Raw genomic sequence first — 19,090 nt, 5'->3', positions numbered from 1 at the left:
TGCGCTGTTCTCTGCCCCCGGGTTCCCGCCCCCGCGGGGGGGGGCGGGGGGGGGGGGGGGGGGGGCGGGCGGGGGGCGCGGCGGCGCGGGGGGGGGGGGGCCCCCCCCCCCCCCCCGCCACGGCGGGGAGCATCGTCCTCTCCGCCCTCGCTGGCGACGACCGTCGACAGATCGCCGTCATGCCACTCGATCTTGTTGCCGATCAGCCGTTCGATCGCGTCGATGTATTTGGTGTCGGACTTGGTGGCGATGGTGAAGGATTTGCCCGAGCGTCCGGCGCGGCCGGTGCGGCCGATGCGGTGGACATAGTCCTCGGCATGGATCGGCACGTCGTAATTGAAGACGTGGCTGACATCGGGGATGTCGAGGCCGCGCGCCGCAACGTCCGACGCAACGAGGTAGCGCAGTTTGCCGTCACGGAAATTGGCCAGCATCTGCATACGCGCGCGCTGGTCCATGTCGCCATGCAGCGCGCCGGCGTCGAAATCATATTTCAGCAGCGAGCGGAAAAGCTCCGAGACCTCGATCTTGCGGTTGCAGAAGATGATGGCGTTCTTCAGCTCCGCATCCTCGGCCTTTATCAGATTGCGCAGCGTCTCGCGCTTGTCCCAGGGTTTCGAGCCGGATTTCACCAGCCGCTGGATGATGTTTGTGGCGGCGGACGCCGCCTTCGAAACCTCGACGCGCACCGGCGCGTGCAGGAATTTCTCGGTAAGCTTAGTGATCTCAGGCGGCATCGTCGCCGAGAAGAACAGCGTCTGCCTCGTGAACGGGATCATCTCGCAGATGCGCTCGATGTCGGGAATGAAGCCCATGTCGAGCATGCGGTCGGCCTCATCGATGACGAGGATCTCGACGCCGTTGAGCAGAAGCTTTCCGCGCTCGCGGTGGTCGAGCAGGCGGCCGGGCGTAGCGATCAGCACGTCGGCGCCGCGCTCCAGCTTCTTGTCCTGCTCGTCGAACGACACGCCGCCGATCAACAGCGCGATGTTGAGCTTGTGGTTCTTGCCGTATCTGATGAAATTCTCTTCGACCTGCGCGGCAAGCTCGCGCGTCGGCTCGAGGATCAGCGTGCGCGGCATGCGGGCGCGGGCCCGGCCTTTTTCGAGCCGGGTCAGCATCGGCAGCACGAACGAGGCCGTCTTGCCGGTGCCGGTCTGGGCGATGCCCAAAATATCCTTGCCGAGCAAGGCGTGCGGTATGGCGCCGGCCTGGATCGGCGTCGGTTCGGTGTAACCGGCATCGGTGACTGCGGAAAGGACCTTCGGCGACAGGCCGAGGTCTGTGAAGGTCAACGCTTCTTGAGCGATCTGGGCATCTGAGGACAAGTTTGGCTGTCTTTGGCTGGTTCGGGGGCGCAACATAAGCAGTCGCGGCAAGCGCCGCGCGCCTGCAAGATTGGTATTGCAGGTAGGCGCAAGCCCACGATTTGTCAACAGAAACGGGTGGGGAATGGTGTGATTGTGAAGTCGTAACCTTAATCGCGATGCTTAATAGAGCTGCCCGCCGCTGTACCGGCTCAGTAACGGAACTGCTCGGCAAGAATACGCTCGTTCCACGAGTGGCTCGGATCGAACAGCAGCGTCGCCGTCACCGTTGGCGATTCTCGCACCGTGACCGAGGTTACAGCCTTCACCTCGGTGTGGTCGGCGGCGGCGTTCACCGGCCGCTTTTCCGCCTCCAGAATGTCGAAACGAACGGTCGCCTTGTTGGAAAGCAGCGCGCCGCGCCAGCGGCGCGGGCGGAACGGACTGACCGGGGTCAGCGCCAGCAGCGGTGCGTCGAGCGGCAGGATCGGCCCGTGCGCGGACAGATTGTAGGCGGTCGAGCCGGCCGGCGTCGCGATCATCACACCGTCGCAATTCAATTCCTCCAGCCGCACTTGCCCGTCGACCGTGATACGGATCTTGGCCGTCTGATAGGACTGACGCCACAGCGCAACCTCATTGATCGCCAGCGCCGAAATCGTTTCGCCCTCTGCCGTCACCGCCTGCATCTCCAGCGGACGGATCGTTTCGGCAACGGCCGCCGCGATGCGCCCTGTCAGACCGCTGGCGCGATACTCGTTCATCAGGAAGCCGATGGTGCCACGGTTCATGCCGTAGACTTTTTTTCCCGTGCTCATCGTGTCGCGCAAGGTCTGCAACAGGAAGCCGTCGCCGCCGAGGGCGACAACGATCTCTGCATCCTCGATGGATGCCTGGCCATAGCGCGCCGAAAGGCTCTCCAGCGCCGCCTTGGCGTCGGCGGTGTCGGACGAAACGAAGGCGAAACGGCTGGCGACTTTGCTCATGGCTCCCCAATGGCGATGTTGGTGGCGACCGGTTGGTTGGCGACCGGTTGCTTGGGCCGCGCCAGCGCCGGGTTAGCATGGGCCGGCAAATCTGCAAAGGGAGGCATGCGCCCCTCGACACGGCGCCGAGAAGAGCGCCGGTCAGGCGGCTCTCGCACTGTGTCGAGTGACAAGCGAATGTGATGGTTAAGATGAGGATTAAACTCTCGTAAAGCCGGATCGACCATGTTAGCCGGCAGTGGATGGGCGGCGTGGGGGCCAACCAGTCGGACCGATCTATTGCCGGTAACACGCCTGATCATCATCGTCCTGATGCTGGGAAGTTTTGCTCTTGCCTTTGCCCAACTGGTGCGCCAGTCCGAAGAGACGAGTTTGAGACCTCAGCCCACGGCTTCACGCTGCGGCGACGCCGCCGGCGCACCGTGTCCGCAGAGGGCTCTGTGAATTCGCCAGCACTTGCCGCGATGCGAGAAGCCGGTGCTTATCGCGCCTGCAGCAGATGGCAGCCGGCCTGCCGCTTTTGTGCGAGATACTCGTCGATAAGCTGGCGGTAGCGAAGCTTGCCGAAGCTCGGAAAATGGCCACCATGCACGACGGCAATATCGAGCTCGCGCATCCGCAACAGCGTTTCGACATAGTCGTCGACGGCGGAATGATAGACATCGTCGATCAGCGGGCCGTCATAGACGATGTCGCCGGAAAGCAGAATGCCGGTCTGCCTCTCGTAGAGCGCGATGCCGCCAGGTGAATGGCCCGGCGTGTGCATCACCTCGAACGCGCGGTCGCCGAGATCGATCACATCGCCTTCTCCGAGCAGGCGATCGGCCGGCGCCGGCAGGATCCGGTAGCGCGCGGCATCCCAACCTTGCGGCATTCCGTCGAACATTGCGTCGGTCGCGTAGGTCTCGGCGACCGTCCATTCATTGCGCGGATCGGCGAGGATCTCAGCTTCGGCCGAGTGCACGCAGCGGTCCGGAAATTCGTGATGGCAGCCGATATGGTCGAAATGGGTGTGGCTCGCCACGCAAATGAGCTTTCGCTCCGTCACCAGCGGGACGTGGCGCCGCAGGCTGAAATGGCCGAGGCCGGTGTCGAACAGGAGATCGCGGTCGCGACCGCGCACATGCCAGATGTTGCAGCGGAAGAACGGCTTGATCCACGGCTCGTGGATCAGCGTCACGCCATCCCCCATGCGGATGGTTTCATACCAATTCGGAGCGTCGATGACCGGAAGCGTGCCCATGACTCAACTCGCCAGAAGGATGATATCGCCACCGTCGCACGAAACCGCAACGATGTCGCCCGACTGGACGGCCGCTGCGGCGGGGACTTTGGCGATGAAGTGCAGCGCCGGGTCTTTCTCGGAGACAGCAAGCACGCGCTTGAAACTGCCTTGAAACACAACGTCGCTCACCTTGGCCGTGCCGAGCCCGACAGCGCCAGCGCCAGCGGCCGAGCCGAGGACAAGGTGTTCCGGGCGGATGGCGAGGGCGACGGCCGTCCCGGCCGGCAATGTGCCGGGCAGCGAAAGCGGTCCGAGCTGTGTTGCGGCAGTGATCGTTCCGTCCTTCGCCGCCGTTATCGCTCCTGAGATCAGCGTGCTTTCGCCCATGAAAGTCGCGGAAAAGCGCGTCGCCGGCCGCGCATAGACACGCTCGGGCGGCCCTTCGTCCTCGATGCGCCCGTCATTCATCACCACGCAATGGTCGGCCAGCGCCATTGCCTCTTCCTGGTCATGGGTGACATGGATGAAGGCTGTGCCGACGCGCTTCTGGATCGCTTTCAGCTCGTCCTGCATCTGCCGGCGCAATTTTAAGTCGAGCGCGCCGAGCGGTTCATCGAGCAGCAGCACGGCCGGTTCGACCACCAGGGCGCGGGCCAATGCGACGCGCTGCCGCTGGCCGCCGGAAAGCTGGTGCGGCTTCTTATCGAAGGCGGTGGCCAGCCCGACCAGCGCCAGGGCCTCGCGCGCCCGCGCGGCCCGTGTCGCGGCATCGATGCCTTGCATGCGCAGGCCGAAGCCGACATTGCTGCCGACGCTCATATGCGGAAACAGCGCATAATCCTGGAACACCGTGGTCGTCGGCCGCTTCGCCGGCGGCACGGCGGTGCAGTCCTCGCCGCGGATCAGCACTTTGCCTTCGCTCGGCGTGACGAAGCCGCCGAGAATGGACAGCAGCGTCGTCTTGCCGGAGCCCGACGGGCCGAGCAGGATCGTGTAGCTGCCCGGTTCGATCGTCAGCGAGACGTTCTTCAGCACGGTATGCTGGCCGAAGCGATGCGAGACAGCGCTTATATCGACCAGGGGCGCGGTCATGCCGGCTTCCTCCGCAACAGCATCAGTTCAAAAAACACCACCAGCACGATGGAGACGGCGAAGACCAGCGAGCCGACGGCGTTGGTCTTGGGATTGAGACCTGAGCGCAGCAGGTTCCAGATCTCGACGGGCAGCGTGGTGTCGAAGCGCGTCAGCAGGAAGGAAATCACGAATTCGTCCCAGGAGAAGGTCATCGACAGGAAGAAACCGGCGAAGATTGCCGGCGCCATGACAGGCATGGTGATCAGCAGCAGCACCTTCCATTCGGGCGCGCCGAGGTCGCGCGCGGCGCGCTCGATATTGATCTGGTGGTCGCCCATCTGGCTGTAGATGATGGCAAAGCACAGCGGCAGGTTGATAACGACATGGCCGATGCCGGCGGCAAGCAGCGATTTTGGCACGCCGGCCCAGTTGAACAGCACCAGCAGTCCCATGCCGATGATGAGATAGCTCACTGTCAGCGGCAGCGTGATCAGCCCGCGCATCAGGCCTGAGCCCGGCAGGGCGAAACGCGCAAAGCCCCAGGCAGAGAGGAAACCCAGCGCGACGGCTGCAGCCGAGGAGAGGATCGCGACCAGAAGCGAATTGACCAGCGCCGAAGTCAGCCGCGTGTCGGCGAGCACGGCGTCGTACCAGCGCAGCGACGGCCCGGTGAAGGGCGGGATCGGAAACGACGTCGCCTGCAGCGAAAACAGCACCAGCACGACGACCGGCAGGAAGATGAAACCATAGATGGCGATCGCGTAAAGCCAAGAGAAGATACGGACAAGCGCGCGCATCTCAGGCCCGCTCGATCTTCAGCCAGCGGGCGCAGGCGAGATAGGCAATGGTGACGACCGCCATCAGAATGATCGATAGCGCCGAGGCGAGCGGAAAGTCGCCGCGCCGGCCGATCTGCATCATCACCAGCTGCGGCATCAAAAGCTCGTTGTTGCCGCCGAGGATCTGCGGCGTGATGTAGTCGCCGATGCACAGCACGAAGGTGAGGAAGGCGCCGACCATGATGCCGGGGAGCGTCAGCGGCAGGATAATATGCAGGAACGTGCGCACCGGCCCGGCGCCGAGATCGGCGGCGGCCTTGCGGTAGCTCGGGCTGAGCTGCTTCAGATTGGCGAAGATCGTCAGCGTCAAAAGCATGACGAAGAAATGCACGAAGCCGATGATTGTGGCCAGCCGTGTGTTGGCGAGCTGCACCGGCTCGCTGAACAGGCCGGAGCCGGTCAGCGCACGGTTGATCACACCGTTCTGCGCCAGCACCAGAAGCCAGGAGTAGGAGCGCACGACATAGGAGGTCCAGAACGGCAGCACCGCCAGCATCAGCGCCAGCCGCTGCCAGCGCTCCGGCACCTGTTCGGCCAGGATCCAGGCGAACGGGTAGGCGAGCAGCACCGAAACCACTGTGACGATGGCGGTGACCTGCAGCGAGTTCACCATCGCCTGCCAATAGGCCGGATTGTTGAAGAACTGGCTGTAGTTGGAAAGGGTGAAGCCGCCGCCGTCATGCGCCGTCAGGCTGGAAAACCCCATGGCCAGGAAAGGCAGCACGAAGAATAGCAGCGTCCAGCCGAGCGCCGGCGTGACCAGCGCCCAGGGCAGGGCACAGCCCGCCCGGGGCAGGGCACGCCCGGTGTTTCCAGTAGCGCTCACGACCGGCGACCGGTCACTGCGCCTGCAGCATTTCGGTCCAGACGTCCTGCATCTTCTTGTCGAGATCGGCGTTCGGCGCCGGGTAGGGCTGGGCGCGGGCGAGGAAATCCGGCTGCTCGTCGAAGCGCAGGACCTTCTTCTGCTCGTCGCTCAGCGCCGCCTTGGTATTTGCCGGCATGCCCCAATAGCAGGTAGAGGTGGCAAGCCGCGCCTGGCCTTCAGGGCTCATAATGTACTGGATGAACTTCAGCGCCATGTCCTTGTTTTTGGAATCCTTGAACATGGCCAGCGACTGCGACCACAGGACAGCACCTTCTTTCGGAATAGAGAAGTCGAGGGCAGGGTTCTCCTTGGCCAGTCCGGCCGTCACCCACTCGCCACCGCCGACCAGAATGTCGACCTCGCCGGTCGCCAGCGCGGTCTGGCTGGCGGTCACCTCGCCGACCAGCTTGGCATTGGCCTTCATCTTGAGCAGCTCTTGCTTGATGGCGGGAAGGTCGGCCTCGGTCAGCTCGGCGGTCTTCTTGCCGATCGCCAGTGCGGCCATGCCGATGACCGGCAGATAATAGTCGTAGATGGCGATCTTGCCCTTGTACTTGTCGCCGGTCAGCGCGGCCATCGACTGCATGTCGGCCGGATCGACCTTGGTCTTGTTGTAGCCGATGGTGTTGTAGCCGAACTTTTCGGTGATGCCGTAGCGCTTGCCGTCGACGACGGTGGAACTGTCCATCTTCACCTGGGGAAAGAGGTCGGCCAGCGGCAGCTTGTCTTCCGGCAGCGGCTCGAAAAGGCCCTTTTCCACGCCGCGCGGTATGTCGATGCTGTCGATCACCATCACATCCCAGTCGCCGGGCTGCGACTGTTCGACGATCGCCATACCGGCGCCGGTGCCTTCGAACTCCTTGACGTTGACCTTGACGCCGTTGGCCTCCTCGAAGGGCTGCAGCAGCGCCGGATCGGCATGATCGCACCAGATCAGAGCGTTGAGATCCGCAGCCTGAGCGAGGCTGCCCGTCGCCAGCAGCAGTGCTGTTGCAGCACACGCGGCGTGGAGGTGGCTCTTCAGAACGGAAAGCGAATCCTTGGCAGTTGGATTCGGCGTCTTCAGATTAATGCGCATCGAGTGTTCTCCCTTGCCTTTTTGGCTTGTGACAAAAATTGAACCAATTCTAAAATTGAGTCAATTCTGTTTTTATGGCAAATAGCCGCGATGAGTGGATTGCGAGCAAGGCAAAAGGCGGATCGGCACCGCCGCATCATCGAGGCGGCGGCGGAGCTTTTCCGCGACGCCGGCTATGAAGGCGCCAAGATCGAGACGATCGCGGCACAGGCCGAGGTCTCGGTCGGCACGATCTACAATTACTACCAGAACAAGGGCGACATCCTCGGCGCCATCGTGTCGATGGAGGTCAATGAGGTGCTCAACGCCGGGCAGGGGGTCGTCGCCAACCCGCCGGCCAATGTCGGCGACGCGCTCGATACACTGCTCGGCATCTATATCGAGCATTCGCTGCACTATCTCAGCAAGGAGATGTGGCGGCAGGCGATGGCGATCTCGACGCAGCTACCCGACAGCCCGTTCGGCCAGGCCTATACCGCGCTCGACCGGGCGCTGACCGAGCAGATCCGCGCCCTGATCGCCCGGCTGCAGGGGCTCAGCCTGGTGCGCCGGGATATAGACGGGCCGGCGCTCGGCGAACTCATCTTCAACAACATGAACATGATGTTCATCGAGTTCGTGAAGCGCGATGAGGCCAGGATTGCCGAGCTGCGGGCGGCGATACGAAGGCAGAACCGGATACTTGTTGCGGCGATTGGGGTTTGACCGAGAAAGGGCGCCAGGAACATGAATGCAATCTAAAATACACATGAAATGATGATACAACCCAAGGCAGCATTAGGTGGGAGGGGCTTCAAGGGGCTGTTCCTGTACCAATGGTTTGCAATATCCGTCGTGTTTGTTCTGGACACGTTATGGATTTCGGCGATCCTTGGCGTCCCGGTGAGCCAGGTGCTTGCCGGAGATGCCCTGGTAGCGCCCATCCTCTCTTTTGTGCGGACGGGTATTTGGGTCGCCTACATCTATAGGTCCGTCAGGGTGAGGAACACGTTCACCAGGGTGGGCGCATCGGGTCAAGTCGCGAGCGCGTCATAGACGCGATAAGGCGCTTGCCGTTCAGGCGCTGACTTCCATCAACATTTGGCGATCGCCGCTTTCACCGAGCATGCTTAGGTGGCCGCGCGCGTGGAAACGGCACGACCGTCAATGGCGCTTTCCGGAATTCCGCGATTGCTATTTCTTCAATCAGCGAGTCCAATGCCTCGCTGACGCGTTGGCTAGTTTCATCCATGCCGCAGAGCCGGTTTTGGGCGCACTCCAAGAGCTCGCGCGCAGCGGCGAAGTCGCTTCGCATGACATCACCCATTTGATTTTACCCGCCGCCACAGACATTGTCGACGCGCCAAATTGAGCGATTGCTAATATACACAGGGGCATTTTAATCGAATGGCATTGAATGGCCGGCGAGCAGGAGATGCCGGCCGATCCGCATCGCCCTATGAAATCCGTTGGTTCGATCCAGAATTTTTCTGATGCCCCGGGGCACGACCCGGAGGACATGGGCGCTTTGCGTTGCAGAACGCGGGGATTAGTCTCTACGATCTTGGACGGCCGAGAAATTCTCTTGCCGCGGCGATTTGGCGTCGATGCTCGCGCAGGAAGGTCAGGCTGAAACAGATCGAAAAGGCCAGTCCTGAAAGGACTATAGTTGCGTGCGATGTCGGATCGGGATCGGGAGTCATCAGGAAGCGGAAACCAAACATCAACGCGAGGGCAACAAGGCTGCCATACATGCCACCAATAAAGGGGGCGATCGTGCGTTTCTGCTCCAACAGAGACTCCTATGGTTTCCACTAGGGAATATAAGCGTTGGAACTGATATGCTACGGTCCCAGCCTGTGGAAATCGGGGATGAGCAGATATCGAGCGCTTTAGGAGGTTCTCACAAGAGCCGCTTGCTCGTGCCCCGGGCCGTGTTAGGGCCAAATCCAACTTCAGCGTTCCACCAGAATTGACAAGAAACCCAACCAGATAAAAGGGTCTCTTCCTCCCGAACGGTTAAGCCCGATGTACCGCTAACCCGAGCGGTGGACCTACTGTTAACTTCGTTTGGCCGCTTTCAGGTGCCGGCGATATTATGATCGGTTCGGGAAACTGGCTCGCAAGTCTCTTCCAGAGCAATGAGTTCCGCCGCGACCGGCCAAGGCCCGCCATCTGCCCGCGCCAGACCCAATTTGGTGTGATTTCGCGCGGCGGTTGCATCCTGGCCCCAGACAGGCTACTATTACCCCTTGCGTTCCCGGGGGGGAAGGTGGATGAGCATCGTCCATAGGGTCGGTCCAGTTCTAGATCAGGCGATTGCCGCCGTCCTCAACAGGGCCGGGCATGCGGACACCGTCTCGCTCAAAGCAGCATTGAATCAAGTTCGGAGTGCAGCACCGGGTTTGGTCGCATCCAACGACGACCTAACCGAAGCTATCCTCGAAGTCGCTGCTGCCCTGGGCCTGTTCGTGGCTTTCGATGAGCGCGAGCAGTATTCATTCAATCCAGCTTAGTTATCCGACGAGTTGCGTTCAAGCTGAAGGTGACCGTTATGGCAACCCGAGATTTCGATCGTGGCTTCCGAGAGTTGATCAGTTCGGAAGGCAATCGCCGGAAGTTATATTGGCTTCCTTCCGCCTCTATTTTGATAGCGTCGGGGAAGACGAAATCCTTTTTGCCATCCAGCACCATCGCGACAACAGCCTGCTTCGGCTTAATTGTGGTTTTGTCCGAATTGGCACTGGCAGCGTTCCGACCATGAACCAAATACGATGCGTGGTTCTGGTGCCCCCGGACGGAATCGAACCGCCGACCTTCGGTTTACAAAACCGCTGCTCTACCAGCTGAGCTACAAGGGCACGGCGCTCCGGTTAGCATATTTGTTGCGCCAGTAAAGACAAAACTCTGTTTTGCCCGTGAGCGCGCCGGAGCTTCCGGCGCGGGCATCCTGAAAACGGCCAATTCGCCTCTTATATTGATCAGGGTGCAATCGCATAGGCGAGGGTGTCGCATGATCAGATTTGTTGTCATTGCCTTGGTCGTCGTCTTGGCCTGGATTCTCCTGGTGAAGCTCATCAAGGATCTGAAGAGCGTCAACGTCGACTGGACCGGCGTCACCACCATCATCGGCTTCATCGCGCTCGCATTCTGGCTGCGCCATATCACCGGCATGGGCTGAGGCTTCCCCCGGCGGACTGTCGACCGGCGCTCCTCGCGATCGTGATGCGCGCCTGACTGCAAGCCCTGTTCAGACTGGCCGCTTTTGCGCTTTCGAAAAAATCCAAAAAAATCATCGAACCTTTTTCCTTGCTGCAACGACTGGTGGTCAAGAGGCGGATGGATCGCCTCTCACACAACGCAGCAAGGAGATCGTCATGTTCAAGCGAACCATCATTTCCGGCCTCATCGCCACCACTGTCGCCGCCGCCATGCTGGCCGGCACCGTTCAGCCTTCGGCCGCCCATTACAAGCACCATCACAACAAACACCTTGGCATCGCCGCCGGCGCCGGCGGCTTCCTGCTCGGCACCGCGCTCGCCCAGCCGCGCACCGTCTGTATCGAGGAAAATGGCGGCTCATGGCACGTCCGGCGCTGCCTCAACCGCTATCAAAGCTACGATCCGTACTCGGACACCTATGTCGGCCACGACGGCTGCCGTCACCGCTGCCGGCTTTGAACGGACCGTTTCAGGCAACCGGAAGAAGGGGCACTCCACGGCCCCTTTTTCTTTGTCTGGAGGATTGCCCGCTCACGCTTACGGCGTCAGGCCCTTAAGGGTGTCTTGCCGCCGATCATCTTCGTCACCGCCGCTGCCGCATCGTGCACCAGCGGGCCGATCTCAGCCAGCCGCTCCGGCGTCACCCGTACCGTCGGTCCCGAAACCGAAACCCCGCCGATCGGTTCGCCGAATTCGTTGAAGATGGCGGCGGCCACGCAGCGCATGCCGGGGTGCCGCTCCTCGTCGTCGACCGACCAGCCGCGCAGCTTGATCGTCACCAGATCGCGGGCCAGCGCCGAGATGTCGGACAGCGTCTTTTCGGTGAAGCGCTCCAGCCCGGCCCGACGCAGGATGGCGCCGACCCGCTCCGGCTCGAGATGCGCCAGCACCGCCTTGCCGATGCCCGACGCATGGAAGGAACTGCGCGTGCCAGGCCGGAAGAAGGCGCGGATCGCCTGATGCGTCTCGACCTGGCTGACGAAGACGACGCAATCGTCCTCGGCGACGCCGAGATTGGCGGTCTCGCCGGTCTTCTCCATCAGTTCCTGCATGACGGTGCGGGCGCGGTCGACCAGTTTGCGGCGGCGCAGGAACGCCGCGCCCATGCGATAAGTCTCGACGCCGATCGACCACAGCTGGTCGGTGCCGTCGAACTCGACCATGCCGTGGTTTTCCAGCGTCGTCAGCATACGGTAGGTGGTGGAGGCGGGGAGGCCACTCTGCGCGGCGATCTCGCTCAGCGACAGACCGCTGCCGTCGGCGACGATGGCCAGGATGCGCAGCGCCCGGTCGAGCGACTGCACCGAAGCCGCCTCGGACGGGCCGTGGAAGGCGCGCGGCCGCCCGCGCTGGCGTTTTTCGGTGGTTTCCATGGCGGCATTCTTGCCGATTTCGTCAAATACGCAATGAAAAACTTTTTCACGATCTGGATTCGCCGAATCAATGGAAAACGGAAAACCCAGTTAATTCATAGCCTAGTAGCTGTTTTCTAGAAATGAAAAAATATTCTGGAAAAATTGAAAAATAGGCGGGGCGCTGGCATTCTCAGCCAGCAACTAAATTCCGTGGAGGCTGACATGGCCAGGATGCGCGCGGTCGACGCAGCGGTTCTCGTTCTCGAAAAGGAAGGCATTTCCTGTGCCTTCGGCGTGCCGGGCGCTGCCATCAACCCGTTCTATTCGGCGCTGAAAGCGAGGGGCACCATCCGCCATATCCTCGCGCGCCATGTTGAGGCGGCGTCGCACATGGCCGAGGGCTTTACCCGCGCCAAATCAGGCAATATCGGCCTGTGCATCGGCACTTCGGGCCCGGCCGGCACCGACATGATCACCGGCCTCTATTCGGCCGCGGCCGATTCTATTCCCATCCTCTGCATTACCGGCCAGGCGCCGCGGGCGCGTCTCAACAAAGAGGATTTCCAGGCCGTCGACATCGCCGCCATCGCCGCCCCGGTCGCCAAATGGGCGGTCACCGTCATGGAACCCTATTTGGTGCCGATGGCGCTGCAGAAGGCGATCCACCTGATGCGCTCGTCGCGGCCGGGGCCGGTTCTCGTCGACCTGCCGGTCGATGTGCAACTGGCCGAGATCGAGTTCGACATCGATGCCTACGAGCCGCTGGTGCCGTTCAAGCCGGCAATGTCGCGCGGCCAGGCCGAGAAAGCGTTAGCGATGCTCAACGCGGCCGAAAAGCCTATCATCGTTGCCGGCGGCGGCATCATCAATGCCGATGCCTCGGATCTGATGATAGAGCTCGCCGAAGTCACCGGCGTGCCCGTGATCCCGACGCTGATGGGCTGGGGGGCGATTCCCGACGACCACCGGCTGATGGCCGGCATGTGCGGGCTGCAGACATCGCATCGCTACGGCAATGCGACGATGCTCGAGGCCGATTTCGTCTTCGGCATCGGCAACCGTTGGGCCAACCGCCACACCGGCTCGGTCGACGTCTACACCAGGGGGAAAAAATTCATCCATGTCGACATCGAGCCGACCCAGATAGGCCGTGTCTTCGCGCCGGATCTCGGTGTCGTGTCGGATGCCGGTGCGGCGCTCAAAATGCTGCTCGACGTCGCCACCGAGTGGAAGACGGCGGGAAAATTGCGCGACTGGTCGGGCTGGGCAAGGGAATGCCAGGGCCGCAAGAAGACGATGAAGCGCAAGACGCATTTCGACCAGGTGCCGCTGAAACCGCAGCGCGTCTACGAGGAGATGAACAAGGCATTCGGCCGCGACACCACCTATGTCACCACGATCGGGCTTTCGCAGATCGCCGGCGCGCAGTTCCTGCATGTCTATAAGCCGCGCAACTGGATCAATTGCGGCCAAGCCGGACCGCTCGGCTGGACGCTGCCGGCAGCGCTTGGCGTTCGCGCCGCCGATCCGCACCGCAATATCGTCGCGCTGTCCGGCGACTATGATTTCCAGTTCATGATCGAGGAACTGGCGGTCGGCGCGCAGCACAAATTGCCCTATATCCATGTCGTCGTGAACAATGCCTATCTCGGCCTGATCCGTCAGGCGCAGCGCGGCTTTTCGATGGATTTCGAGGTCAGCCTCGCCTTCGAGAACGTCAACCGGAAGGACGATCCCGAGGCAGGCTACGGCGTCGACCATGTCGCAGTAGCCGAGGCCATGGGCTGCAAGGGGGTCCGGGTGCGCAGGCCGGAGGAGTTTGCCGGCGCCTTCAAGCAGGCCCAGCGCCTGATGAAGGAGCACCAGGTTCCGGTTGTGCTCGAATTCATCTTAGAGCGCGTCACCAACATTTCGATGGGCACCGAGATCGACAAGATCACCGAATTCGAGGAGCTTGCCGAACATCACGAAGACGCGCCGACGGCGATCGTCATGCTGGACTGAACGGAGAAAAAGAATGCCACGGTTTTCAGCCAATCTTTCGATGCTCTTTGGCGAGCACGAGTTCCTCGACCGCTTCGATGCCGCCGCCCGCGCCGGTTTTGGGGGTGTCGAATATATCGGCCCTTATGACCATGCGCCGGAGGTGGTTGCAGCGAGGCTGAAGAAGAACGGCCTGATGCAGGTGCTGTTCAACCTGCCGGCCGGCGACTGGGGCAAGGGCGAGCGCGGCCTTGCCGTGTTGCCGGATCGCGTTCCCGAGTTCCGGCAGGGCGTCGCCAAGGCGATCACCTATGCGCATGCGCTGGGTTGCGAACAGGTCAACTGCCTCGCCGGCATTGCGCCGCAGGGCGTCGACCGGAGTGTGCTGGAAGACGTCTTCGCCGAAAACCTGGCTTTCGCAGCGGAGAAGCTGGAGCAGGCCGGCATCAGGCTGTTGATCGAGCCGATCAACACGCTCGATATTCCCGGCTTCTTTCTGAACTATTCGGATCAGGCTCTGGCGCTCATCGACCGCGTCGGCTCGAAGAACCTGTTCCTGCAATACGACATCTATCACATGCAGATCATGGAGGGGGATCTCGCCCAGACCATCGAGGCAAACCTCGGCCGCATCGCGCATATCCAGCTTGCGGACAATCCCGGCCGCCATGAGCCGGGGACGGGCGAGATCAATTTTCCTTTTCTGTACAGCCACATCGACAGCATCGGCTATACCGGCTGGGTCGGGGCGGAGTACAAGCCGAAGGTTTCGACGGAAGCCGGGCTGGGATGGTTCCGGGAGTTTGCCGGGCAGGCGGCGGCGTAGGGGTCAAGGATTATTGAAGTCGAGTTCCTTCGCGCCCCCCTCTGGCCTGCCGGCCATCTCCCCCACAAGGAGGCAGATTGGATGTCACCGCCGCTTTCGCTAACTTCCGAGGTCGAGAAAGTTACAAGCCGGCGCCGAAACTGCCGATCTCCCCACCCGTGGGGGAGATGGCCGGCAGGCCAGAGGGGGGCGCCACGGAACGCGGCATCGACAAGGAAAATACCAGGGAGATAATCAATGGACACAATCGGTTTCATCGGCCTCGGCATCATGGGCGCGCCGATGGCGGGGCATCTTCTCGACGCCGGCTATCATGTCGTCGCCAGCGACCATCGCTCGAAACCGCCGGCCGATCTCGTCGCCAAGGGTCTGAAGACAGTCACCGGCCATCACGCCGTGGCGAAAACGGCCGACATCATCATCACCATGGTTCCCGATACGCCTGAAGTGGCCGACGTGCTGTTCGGCGACAACGGCGTCGCCTCGGGTTTGACCGCGGGCAAGCTGGTCATCGACATGAGTTCGATCTCGCCGATCGAGACCAAGGCTTTTGCCAAGAAGATTAACGACCTCGGCTGCGACTATCTCGACGCGCCGGTGTCGGGCGGCGAGGTCGGCGCCAAGGCCGCGTCGCTGACCATCATGGTCGGCGGCGAGGAAAAGGCCTTCGAGCGCGCCAGGCCGGTGTTCGAAAAGATGGGCAAGAACATCACGCTGGTCGGCCCCAACGGCGTCGGCCAGACCACCAAGGTCGCTAACCAGATCGTCGTTGCGCTGACTATTGAAGCGGTCGCCGAAGCGCTTGTTTTTGCATCGAAAGCCGGCGCCGACCCGGCCAAGGTGCGACAAGCGCTGATGGGCGGGCTGGCGGCCTCGCGTATCCTCGAAGTGCACGGCGAGCGCATGATCAAGCGCAGCTTCGCGCCCGGCTTCCGCATCGAACTGCACCAGAAGGATCTTAATCTCGCTCTGGAAGGGGCAAAAGCGCTTGGCGTCGCGCTGCCCAATACCTCAACGACGCAGCAATTGTTCAACTCCTGCGCGGCCAACGGTGGCGCCAAGGAGGATCACTCGGCGCTGGTCAGGGCGCTGGAACGAATGGCTGGGCATGGGTTATAGGGCAGTAGGGGAGGTCAAACTGCACCTCCCTACTCCCTTACTGCCCTATTCCCCTACTAAAAATTTCCTCGCCGCATAAAGGCTCACCGCCGCGCCGTTCGACACGTTGAGCGAGCGGATGGCGCCAGGCATGTCGAGCCGGGCGAGTGTCGTCACCGTTTCGCGTGTCTTCTGTCGCAAGCCTTTGCCTTCGGCGCCCAGCACCAGCGCGATCCTTTCTCCCAAAAAACTCTTTTCGAGTTCCGCCGGTCCGTCCGAATCGAGGCCGATGGTCTGGAAGCCGGCCTCATGCAGCTGGCCGAGCGCGTCGGCGAGGTTCTTCACTTCGATCTGATCGATATGCTCCAGCGCGCCGGAGGCCGATTTTGCCAGCACGCCGGACTCATGCGGGCTGTGGCGCGCCGTGGTTATCAGCGCGCCGGCGCCGAAGGCGACTGCCGAGCGCAGGATCGCACCGACATTGTGCGGGTCGGTAACCTGGTCGAGCACCAGCACCAGCGTTGTGTCGCCGAGCGCATCGAGGCGCTTCGGCTTCAGCGGTTCGGCTTCGATCAGCACACCCTGATGGACGGCGTCGGAGCCGGTCACCTTGTCGATGTCTTTTGGCTCGACCAGTTCCGTCTTGAAGGGCAAGGCGGCGAGGTCGGCGATCGCCAGCCGCTCGGCGGCGTTGCGCGTCACCAGCATCTTCTTGATCCGCCGGCGCGGATTGTCGAGTGCTGCCCTCACCGTGTGCAGGCCGTAAAGCCGCACCAGGCCATCCGCAGCTGTTTCTCCCGGTGGCACCGGCTGCCGCGGCCTGAACGCCGGCGCGCCACCGCTCTTCTCGTCGCGATGCGCACGGCGCAGCTTGGCGTAGTGGGTGTCTTTCGGGGTTTTGGGCTTGTTATCATTGCTCATGGCCGGTTCTATAGCCGTGTCGTCTGCCTATGGATACAGCCGCAGAACCTGCGTGTCGGGCGAGGTATCAAATTCAGCGCGTTTTGCCGGTGTGTTGCGGTTGACACTTTTGGACGCTGCCGCCATAAGGCGCTTCGCGAAGGGCTGCTACGGCGGTCGCGACGCGTCGATGCCTCGTTGCATGGCTCCGGCGGCAGACTGGAGAGGTGCCCGAGTGGTTAAAGGGGACGGACTGTAAATCCGTTGGCTATGCCTACGTTGGTTCAAATCCAACCCTCTCCACCACTGCCGGCCCGGAAGCCCTGAAACGCAAAGCATCGGACCGAAAAGTGCATAGCGGTTTTCGGGCGAAAGGCGCGGGTATAGCTCAGTGGTAGAGCAGCAGCCTTCCAAGCTGAATATGCGGGTTCGATTCCCGCTACCCGCTCCAAGCATGCTGTTGAAGTCATTATCAAAAACAACTTCCTTGAAAATGCGCCGTGTCACTGTCTGTGGCGGTTCTGTAGTGCCTGAGCGTCAATGCCGTCATCGACATCGCCAGATTCTCATTCAGCACCTCCGGCGACATGCTCTTCGTATTGAGGCAGGTCGTCGGCGATCGTGAACCACTTCGCCTTGGAGCCGACAAAGATGTGCTGCGTCGCGCGGATGGTCGGCTCGTCGACGAGGGTCCCCATGGCGACGTGCACGAACGCGCCGTCGCGGACGACCGAATAGAGCAATGAGCCGCAGGTCTTGCAGTGCGCGTCATGGCCGGTCTTCTCGCCAAAGATCAGGAGGTTGTCCTCGCCCTTGGTCAGGCTCAGTCTCTCACGCTCGATGCCGGCAAACGGCTTGAAGGCTGAACCGGTGGTGCGCCGGCAGTTCGAGCAGTGGCAGTTGGCGGCGTAGATGAACTCGTCGGCCACCGCGTATTGCACAGCGCCGCACATGCATTTTCCGGCAAGCATGCGGTTGCCGGCGTTCTGGCTGCTTACATTCTGGTCGCTTACATTCTCTTGGCTTGCCATGAGTTCTCCACTCAGCCGACCGTCGTCCTTTGGGCAGTATCCAGGTCTAGGCCACCACGGTCAGACGGCGCCTGCGCTCGTCGAGCGACACGATGGTCAGCCCGCTGGCCACCACCAGCAGGATGCCGCTGATCGCCAGCGCGTTCGGGAATTGCTGGAACACCACCAGGCCGGAAATGACCGCCCAGATGGTGAAGCAGTAATAGAACGGCGCCACCACGCCGGTCGGCCCGACGCGATAGGCCATGAAGATGAAGAAGTGGCCGAAGATCAAAAACAATCCGGCCCCGGCCAACAGCAGCAGATGATGCGTCTCGGGCATCACCCAACGCTCCGACACCAGATGCGCAACGCCTGAGCCGAACAGCACCACCACCACCGCGGAAATCGCAACGATCATTCCAGGCACGTTCGAGGCGACCCGCCGCCCGGCGAGATCGCGCGCGGCGGCGAAAGCCGCGTTGCCGAGCGCCAGCAAGGCGTAGACCGAGATACCCTGCATGGTCGGCTGCGCCACCATCACCGCTCCGATGAAACCAAGCCCGATCAGCGCCGTGCGCAGCCCCCCGATGCGTTCCCGGAACAGGACAGAGGAGCCAATCAGCATGAGCAAGGGAGTGATCTGCCCCAAGGCGGTCGAATCGGCGATCTGCATGTTGGCGAGCGCCACGACGTAGCAAAGGATTGCCGCCAGCTCGAGCAGGTTTCTTTGTAACACTCTCCTGTCGAGGATCAGCGGGATCTGCCTGGCGTAACCTAGCGAAAGCAGCAACGGGATGCCCCACAGCGTTGCCGCCGTCCCGCGCAGAAACAACACTTCATAGGGTGGCAGCCCCACCGTCGCCAGCTTCATCATGGTGTCGTTGACGACATAGGACCCGGTCGAGAGGATCATGAACAGCGGGCCGCGGATGGCGATCGGAATGAAATGCATCGGATCAGGAAATCAGACCGGCGCCACACCGGCAATGGGCCAGATCCGGTTGTAAATCCGGCAAGGCGGACAGGCGGAAGCGGCGATTTCCAATCCGCCGAATGCCGGTAACCCGCCGAACCTATCTTCGCCCATTCCATTCCTTCTCGTTCGTTCCTATATCCGCGCCACATCCCCGAAATCGGATCATGGGTTCAGACCCGGGTGAGAAAGCGCCCGGCCACAAGACACTTGTGTTTTTCGGCCGTAGTCGCTAAGCGCCCCGCATTCGACTGAACTGAAGGTCCAGGCCGTCCAAGGAAAGAGACTATGGCAAAAGGTAAATTCGAGCGTACAAAGCCTCATGTGAACATCGGCACGATTGGCCATGTCGATCATGGCAAGAC

Annotated in this window: 20 protein-coding genes, 3 tRNA genes and 1 pseudogene; 11 read left to right on the top strand and 13 right to left on the bottom strand. The window is 61.8% G+C overall.

The features are described 5' to 3' along the window. The 7 genes from AC0L25_RS28795 to AC0L25_RS28765 form a co-directional block, all read right to left on the bottom strand. Positions 1-1,295, bottom strand: a 1,295-nt coding sequence (locus AC0L25_RS28795) for a DEAD/DEAH box helicase (protein ID WP_473598581.1), incomplete at its 3' end; no start/stop codon positions are given. 224 nt (positions 1,296-1,519) lie between these two features. Then, on the bottom strand, positions 1,520-2,293 hold the full coding sequence (locus AC0L25_RS28790; protein ID WP_473598580.1) for an NAD kinase: 774 nt from the start codon (positions 2,291-2,293) through the stop codon (positions 1,520-1,522). A gap of 481 nt (positions 2,294-2,774) precedes the next feature. Continuing rightward, entirely contained in the window at positions 2,775-3,536 is a 762-nt protein-coding gene (locus AC0L25_RS28785; RefSeq protein ID WP_473598579.1) for an MBL fold metallo-hydrolase, read from the bottom strand. Between the two features lie 3 nt (positions 3,537-3,539). Further along, positions 3,540-4,610 (bottom strand): ABC transporter ATP-binding protein, encoded by a 1,071-nt coding sequence (locus AC0L25_RS28780; RefSeq protein ID WP_473598578.1) that lies wholly within the window; start codon positions 4,608-4,610, stop codon positions 3,540-3,542. Further along, a complete protein-coding gene (locus tag AC0L25_RS28775; RefSeq protein WP_473598577.1) occupies positions 4,607-5,389 on the bottom strand; it encodes an ABC transporter permease in 783 nt (260 codons plus the stop codon). The genes AC0L25_RS28780 and AC0L25_RS28775 overlap by 4 nt, the downstream gene beginning before the upstream one ends. Position 5,390: 1 nt before the next feature. Further along, positions 5,391-6,257 (bottom strand): ABC transporter permease, encoded by an 867-nt coding sequence (locus AC0L25_RS28770; protein WP_473598576.1) that lies wholly within the window; start codon positions 6,255-6,257, stop codon positions 5,391-5,393. A gap of 13 nt (positions 6,258-6,270) precedes the next feature. Next, entirely contained in the window at positions 6,271-7,377 is a 1,107-nt protein-coding gene (locus AC0L25_RS28765) for a polyamine ABC transporter substrate-binding protein (RefSeq protein WP_473598575.1), read from the bottom strand. Positions 7,378-7,467: 90 nt separating this feature from the next. Between AC0L25_RS28765 and AC0L25_RS28760 the strand changes: the two genes are divergently transcribed. Together AC0L25_RS28760 and AC0L25_RS28755 are read left to right on the top strand one after the other, a co-directional pair. Next, the gene (locus AC0L25_RS28760) at positions 7,468-8,082 is read left to right on the top strand and encodes a TetR/AcrR family transcriptional regulator (RefSeq protein ID WP_473598574.1); all 615 of its coding nucleotides are present in this window, start codon (positions 7,468-7,470) and stop codon (positions 8,080-8,082) included. Positions 8,083-8,130: 48 nt separating this feature from the next. Further along, positions 8,131-8,412: a DUF2569 family protein gene (locus AC0L25_RS28755; protein ID WP_473598573.1), complete on the top strand. Its 282-nt coding sequence runs from the start codon at positions 8,131-8,133 to the stop codon at positions 8,410-8,412. Between the two features lie 500 nt (positions 8,413-8,912). Here the strand turns inward: AC0L25_RS28755 and AC0L25_RS28750 are convergent, their stop codons facing one another. Beyond that, positions 8,913-9,149 carry a hypothetical protein gene (locus AC0L25_RS28750; protein ID WP_473598572.1) on the bottom strand — a complete coding sequence of 79 codons (237 nt, stop codon included), beginning with the start codon at positions 9,147-9,149 and terminating at the stop codon, positions 8,913-8,915. 483 nt (positions 9,150-9,632) lie between these two features. On the opposite strand from AC0L25_RS28750, the gene AC0L25_RS28745 reads away from it, so the two are divergent. Continuing rightward, positions 9,633-9,872 (top strand): hypothetical protein, encoded by a 240-nt coding sequence (locus AC0L25_RS28745; protein ID WP_473598571.1) that lies wholly within the window; start codon positions 9,633-9,635, stop codon positions 9,870-9,872. A gap of 269 nt (positions 9,873-10,141) precedes the next feature. Here the strand turns inward: AC0L25_RS28745 and AC0L25_RS28740 are convergent. Beyond that, a tRNA-Thr gene (locus AC0L25_RS28740) sits at positions 10,142-10,217 on the bottom strand. Between the two features lie 152 nt (positions 10,218-10,369). On the opposite strand from AC0L25_RS28740, the gene AC0L25_RS28735 reads away from it, so the two are divergent. Further along, positions 10,370-10,537 carry a hypothetical protein gene (locus AC0L25_RS28735; protein ID WP_473598570.1) on the top strand — a complete coding sequence of 56 codons (168 nt, stop codon included), beginning with the start codon at positions 10,370-10,372 and terminating at the stop codon, positions 10,535-10,537. Between the two features lie 196 nt (positions 10,538-10,733). Beyond that, positions 10,734-11,036 (top strand): BA14K family protein, encoded by a 303-nt coding sequence (locus tag AC0L25_RS28730; protein ID WP_473598569.1) that lies wholly within the window; start codon positions 10,734-10,736, stop codon positions 11,034-11,036. 86 nt (positions 11,037-11,122) lie between these two features. On the opposite strand, the gene bhcR is transcribed toward AC0L25_RS28730, so the two are convergent. Continuing rightward, a complete protein-coding gene (gene bhcR, locus AC0L25_RS28725) occupies positions 11,123-11,950 on the bottom strand; it encodes an HTH-type transcriptional regulator BhcR (protein WP_473598568.1) in 828 nt (275 codons plus the stop codon). 204 nt (positions 11,951-12,154) lie between these two features. On the opposite strand from bhcR, the gene gcl reads away from it, so the two are divergent. The 3 genes from gcl (at position 12,155) to AC0L25_RS28710 (ending at position 15,860) form a co-directional block, all read left to right on the top strand. Then, entirely contained in the window at positions 12,155-13,936 is a 1,782-nt protein-coding gene (gene gcl, locus AC0L25_RS28720; RefSeq protein WP_473598567.1) for a glyoxylate carboligase, read from the top strand. Positions 13,937-13,949: 13 nt separating this feature from the next. Continuing rightward, positions 13,950-14,741 (top strand): hydroxypyruvate isomerase, encoded by a 792-nt coding sequence (gene hyi, locus AC0L25_RS28715; protein WP_473598566.1) that lies wholly within the window; start codon positions 13,950-13,952, stop codon positions 14,739-14,741. Positions 14,742-14,978: 237 nt separating this feature from the next. Next, entirely contained in the window at positions 14,979-15,860 is an 882-nt protein-coding gene (locus tag AC0L25_RS28710; protein ID WP_473598565.1) for a 2-hydroxy-3-oxopropionate reductase, read from the top strand. 45 nt (positions 15,861-15,905) lie between these two features. Here the strand turns inward: AC0L25_RS28710 and AC0L25_RS28705 are convergent, their stop codons facing one another. Further along, complete coding sequence (locus AC0L25_RS28705; protein WP_473598564.1) at positions 15,906-16,760, bottom strand: TrmH family RNA methyltransferase; 855 nt, start codon at positions 16,758-16,760, stop codon at positions 15,906-15,908. A gap of 200 nt (positions 16,761-16,960) precedes the next feature. Here AC0L25_RS28705 and AC0L25_RS28700 point away from each other — a divergent pair. Beyond that, positions 16,961-17,045 (top strand) — tRNA-Tyr (locus tag AC0L25_RS28700). A gap of 71 nt (positions 17,046-17,116) precedes the next feature. After that, positions 17,117-17,190 (top strand) — tRNA-Gly (locus tag AC0L25_RS28695). Positions 17,191-17,305: 115 nt separating this feature from the next. On the opposite strand, the gene AC0L25_RS28690 is transcribed toward AC0L25_RS28695, so the two are convergent. Then, on the bottom strand, positions 17,306-17,710 hold the full coding sequence (locus AC0L25_RS28690; RefSeq protein WP_473598587.1) for a GFA family protein: 405 nt from the start codon (positions 17,708-17,710) through the stop codon (positions 17,306-17,308). A 106-nt stretch (positions 17,711-17,816) separates the two neighbouring features. Further along, positions 17,817-18,704, bottom strand: coding sequence for a DMT family transporter (locus tag AC0L25_RS28685; protein ID WP_473598563.1), 888 nt, complete (start codon positions 18,702-18,704; stop codon positions 17,817-17,819). Between the two features lie 309 nt (positions 18,705-19,013). On the opposite strand from AC0L25_RS28685, the pseudogene AC0L25_RS28680 reads away from it, so the two are divergent. Continuing rightward, a pseudogene (locus tag AC0L25_RS28680) lies at positions 19,014-19,090 on the top strand (GTP-binding protein); the annotation flags it as partial.

This window comes from Mesorhizobium sp. WSM4813, assembly GCF_055811555.1.
Note: the sequence above shows the minus strand (reverse complement) of the source record. Positions and strands in the feature narration are given on the sequence as shown.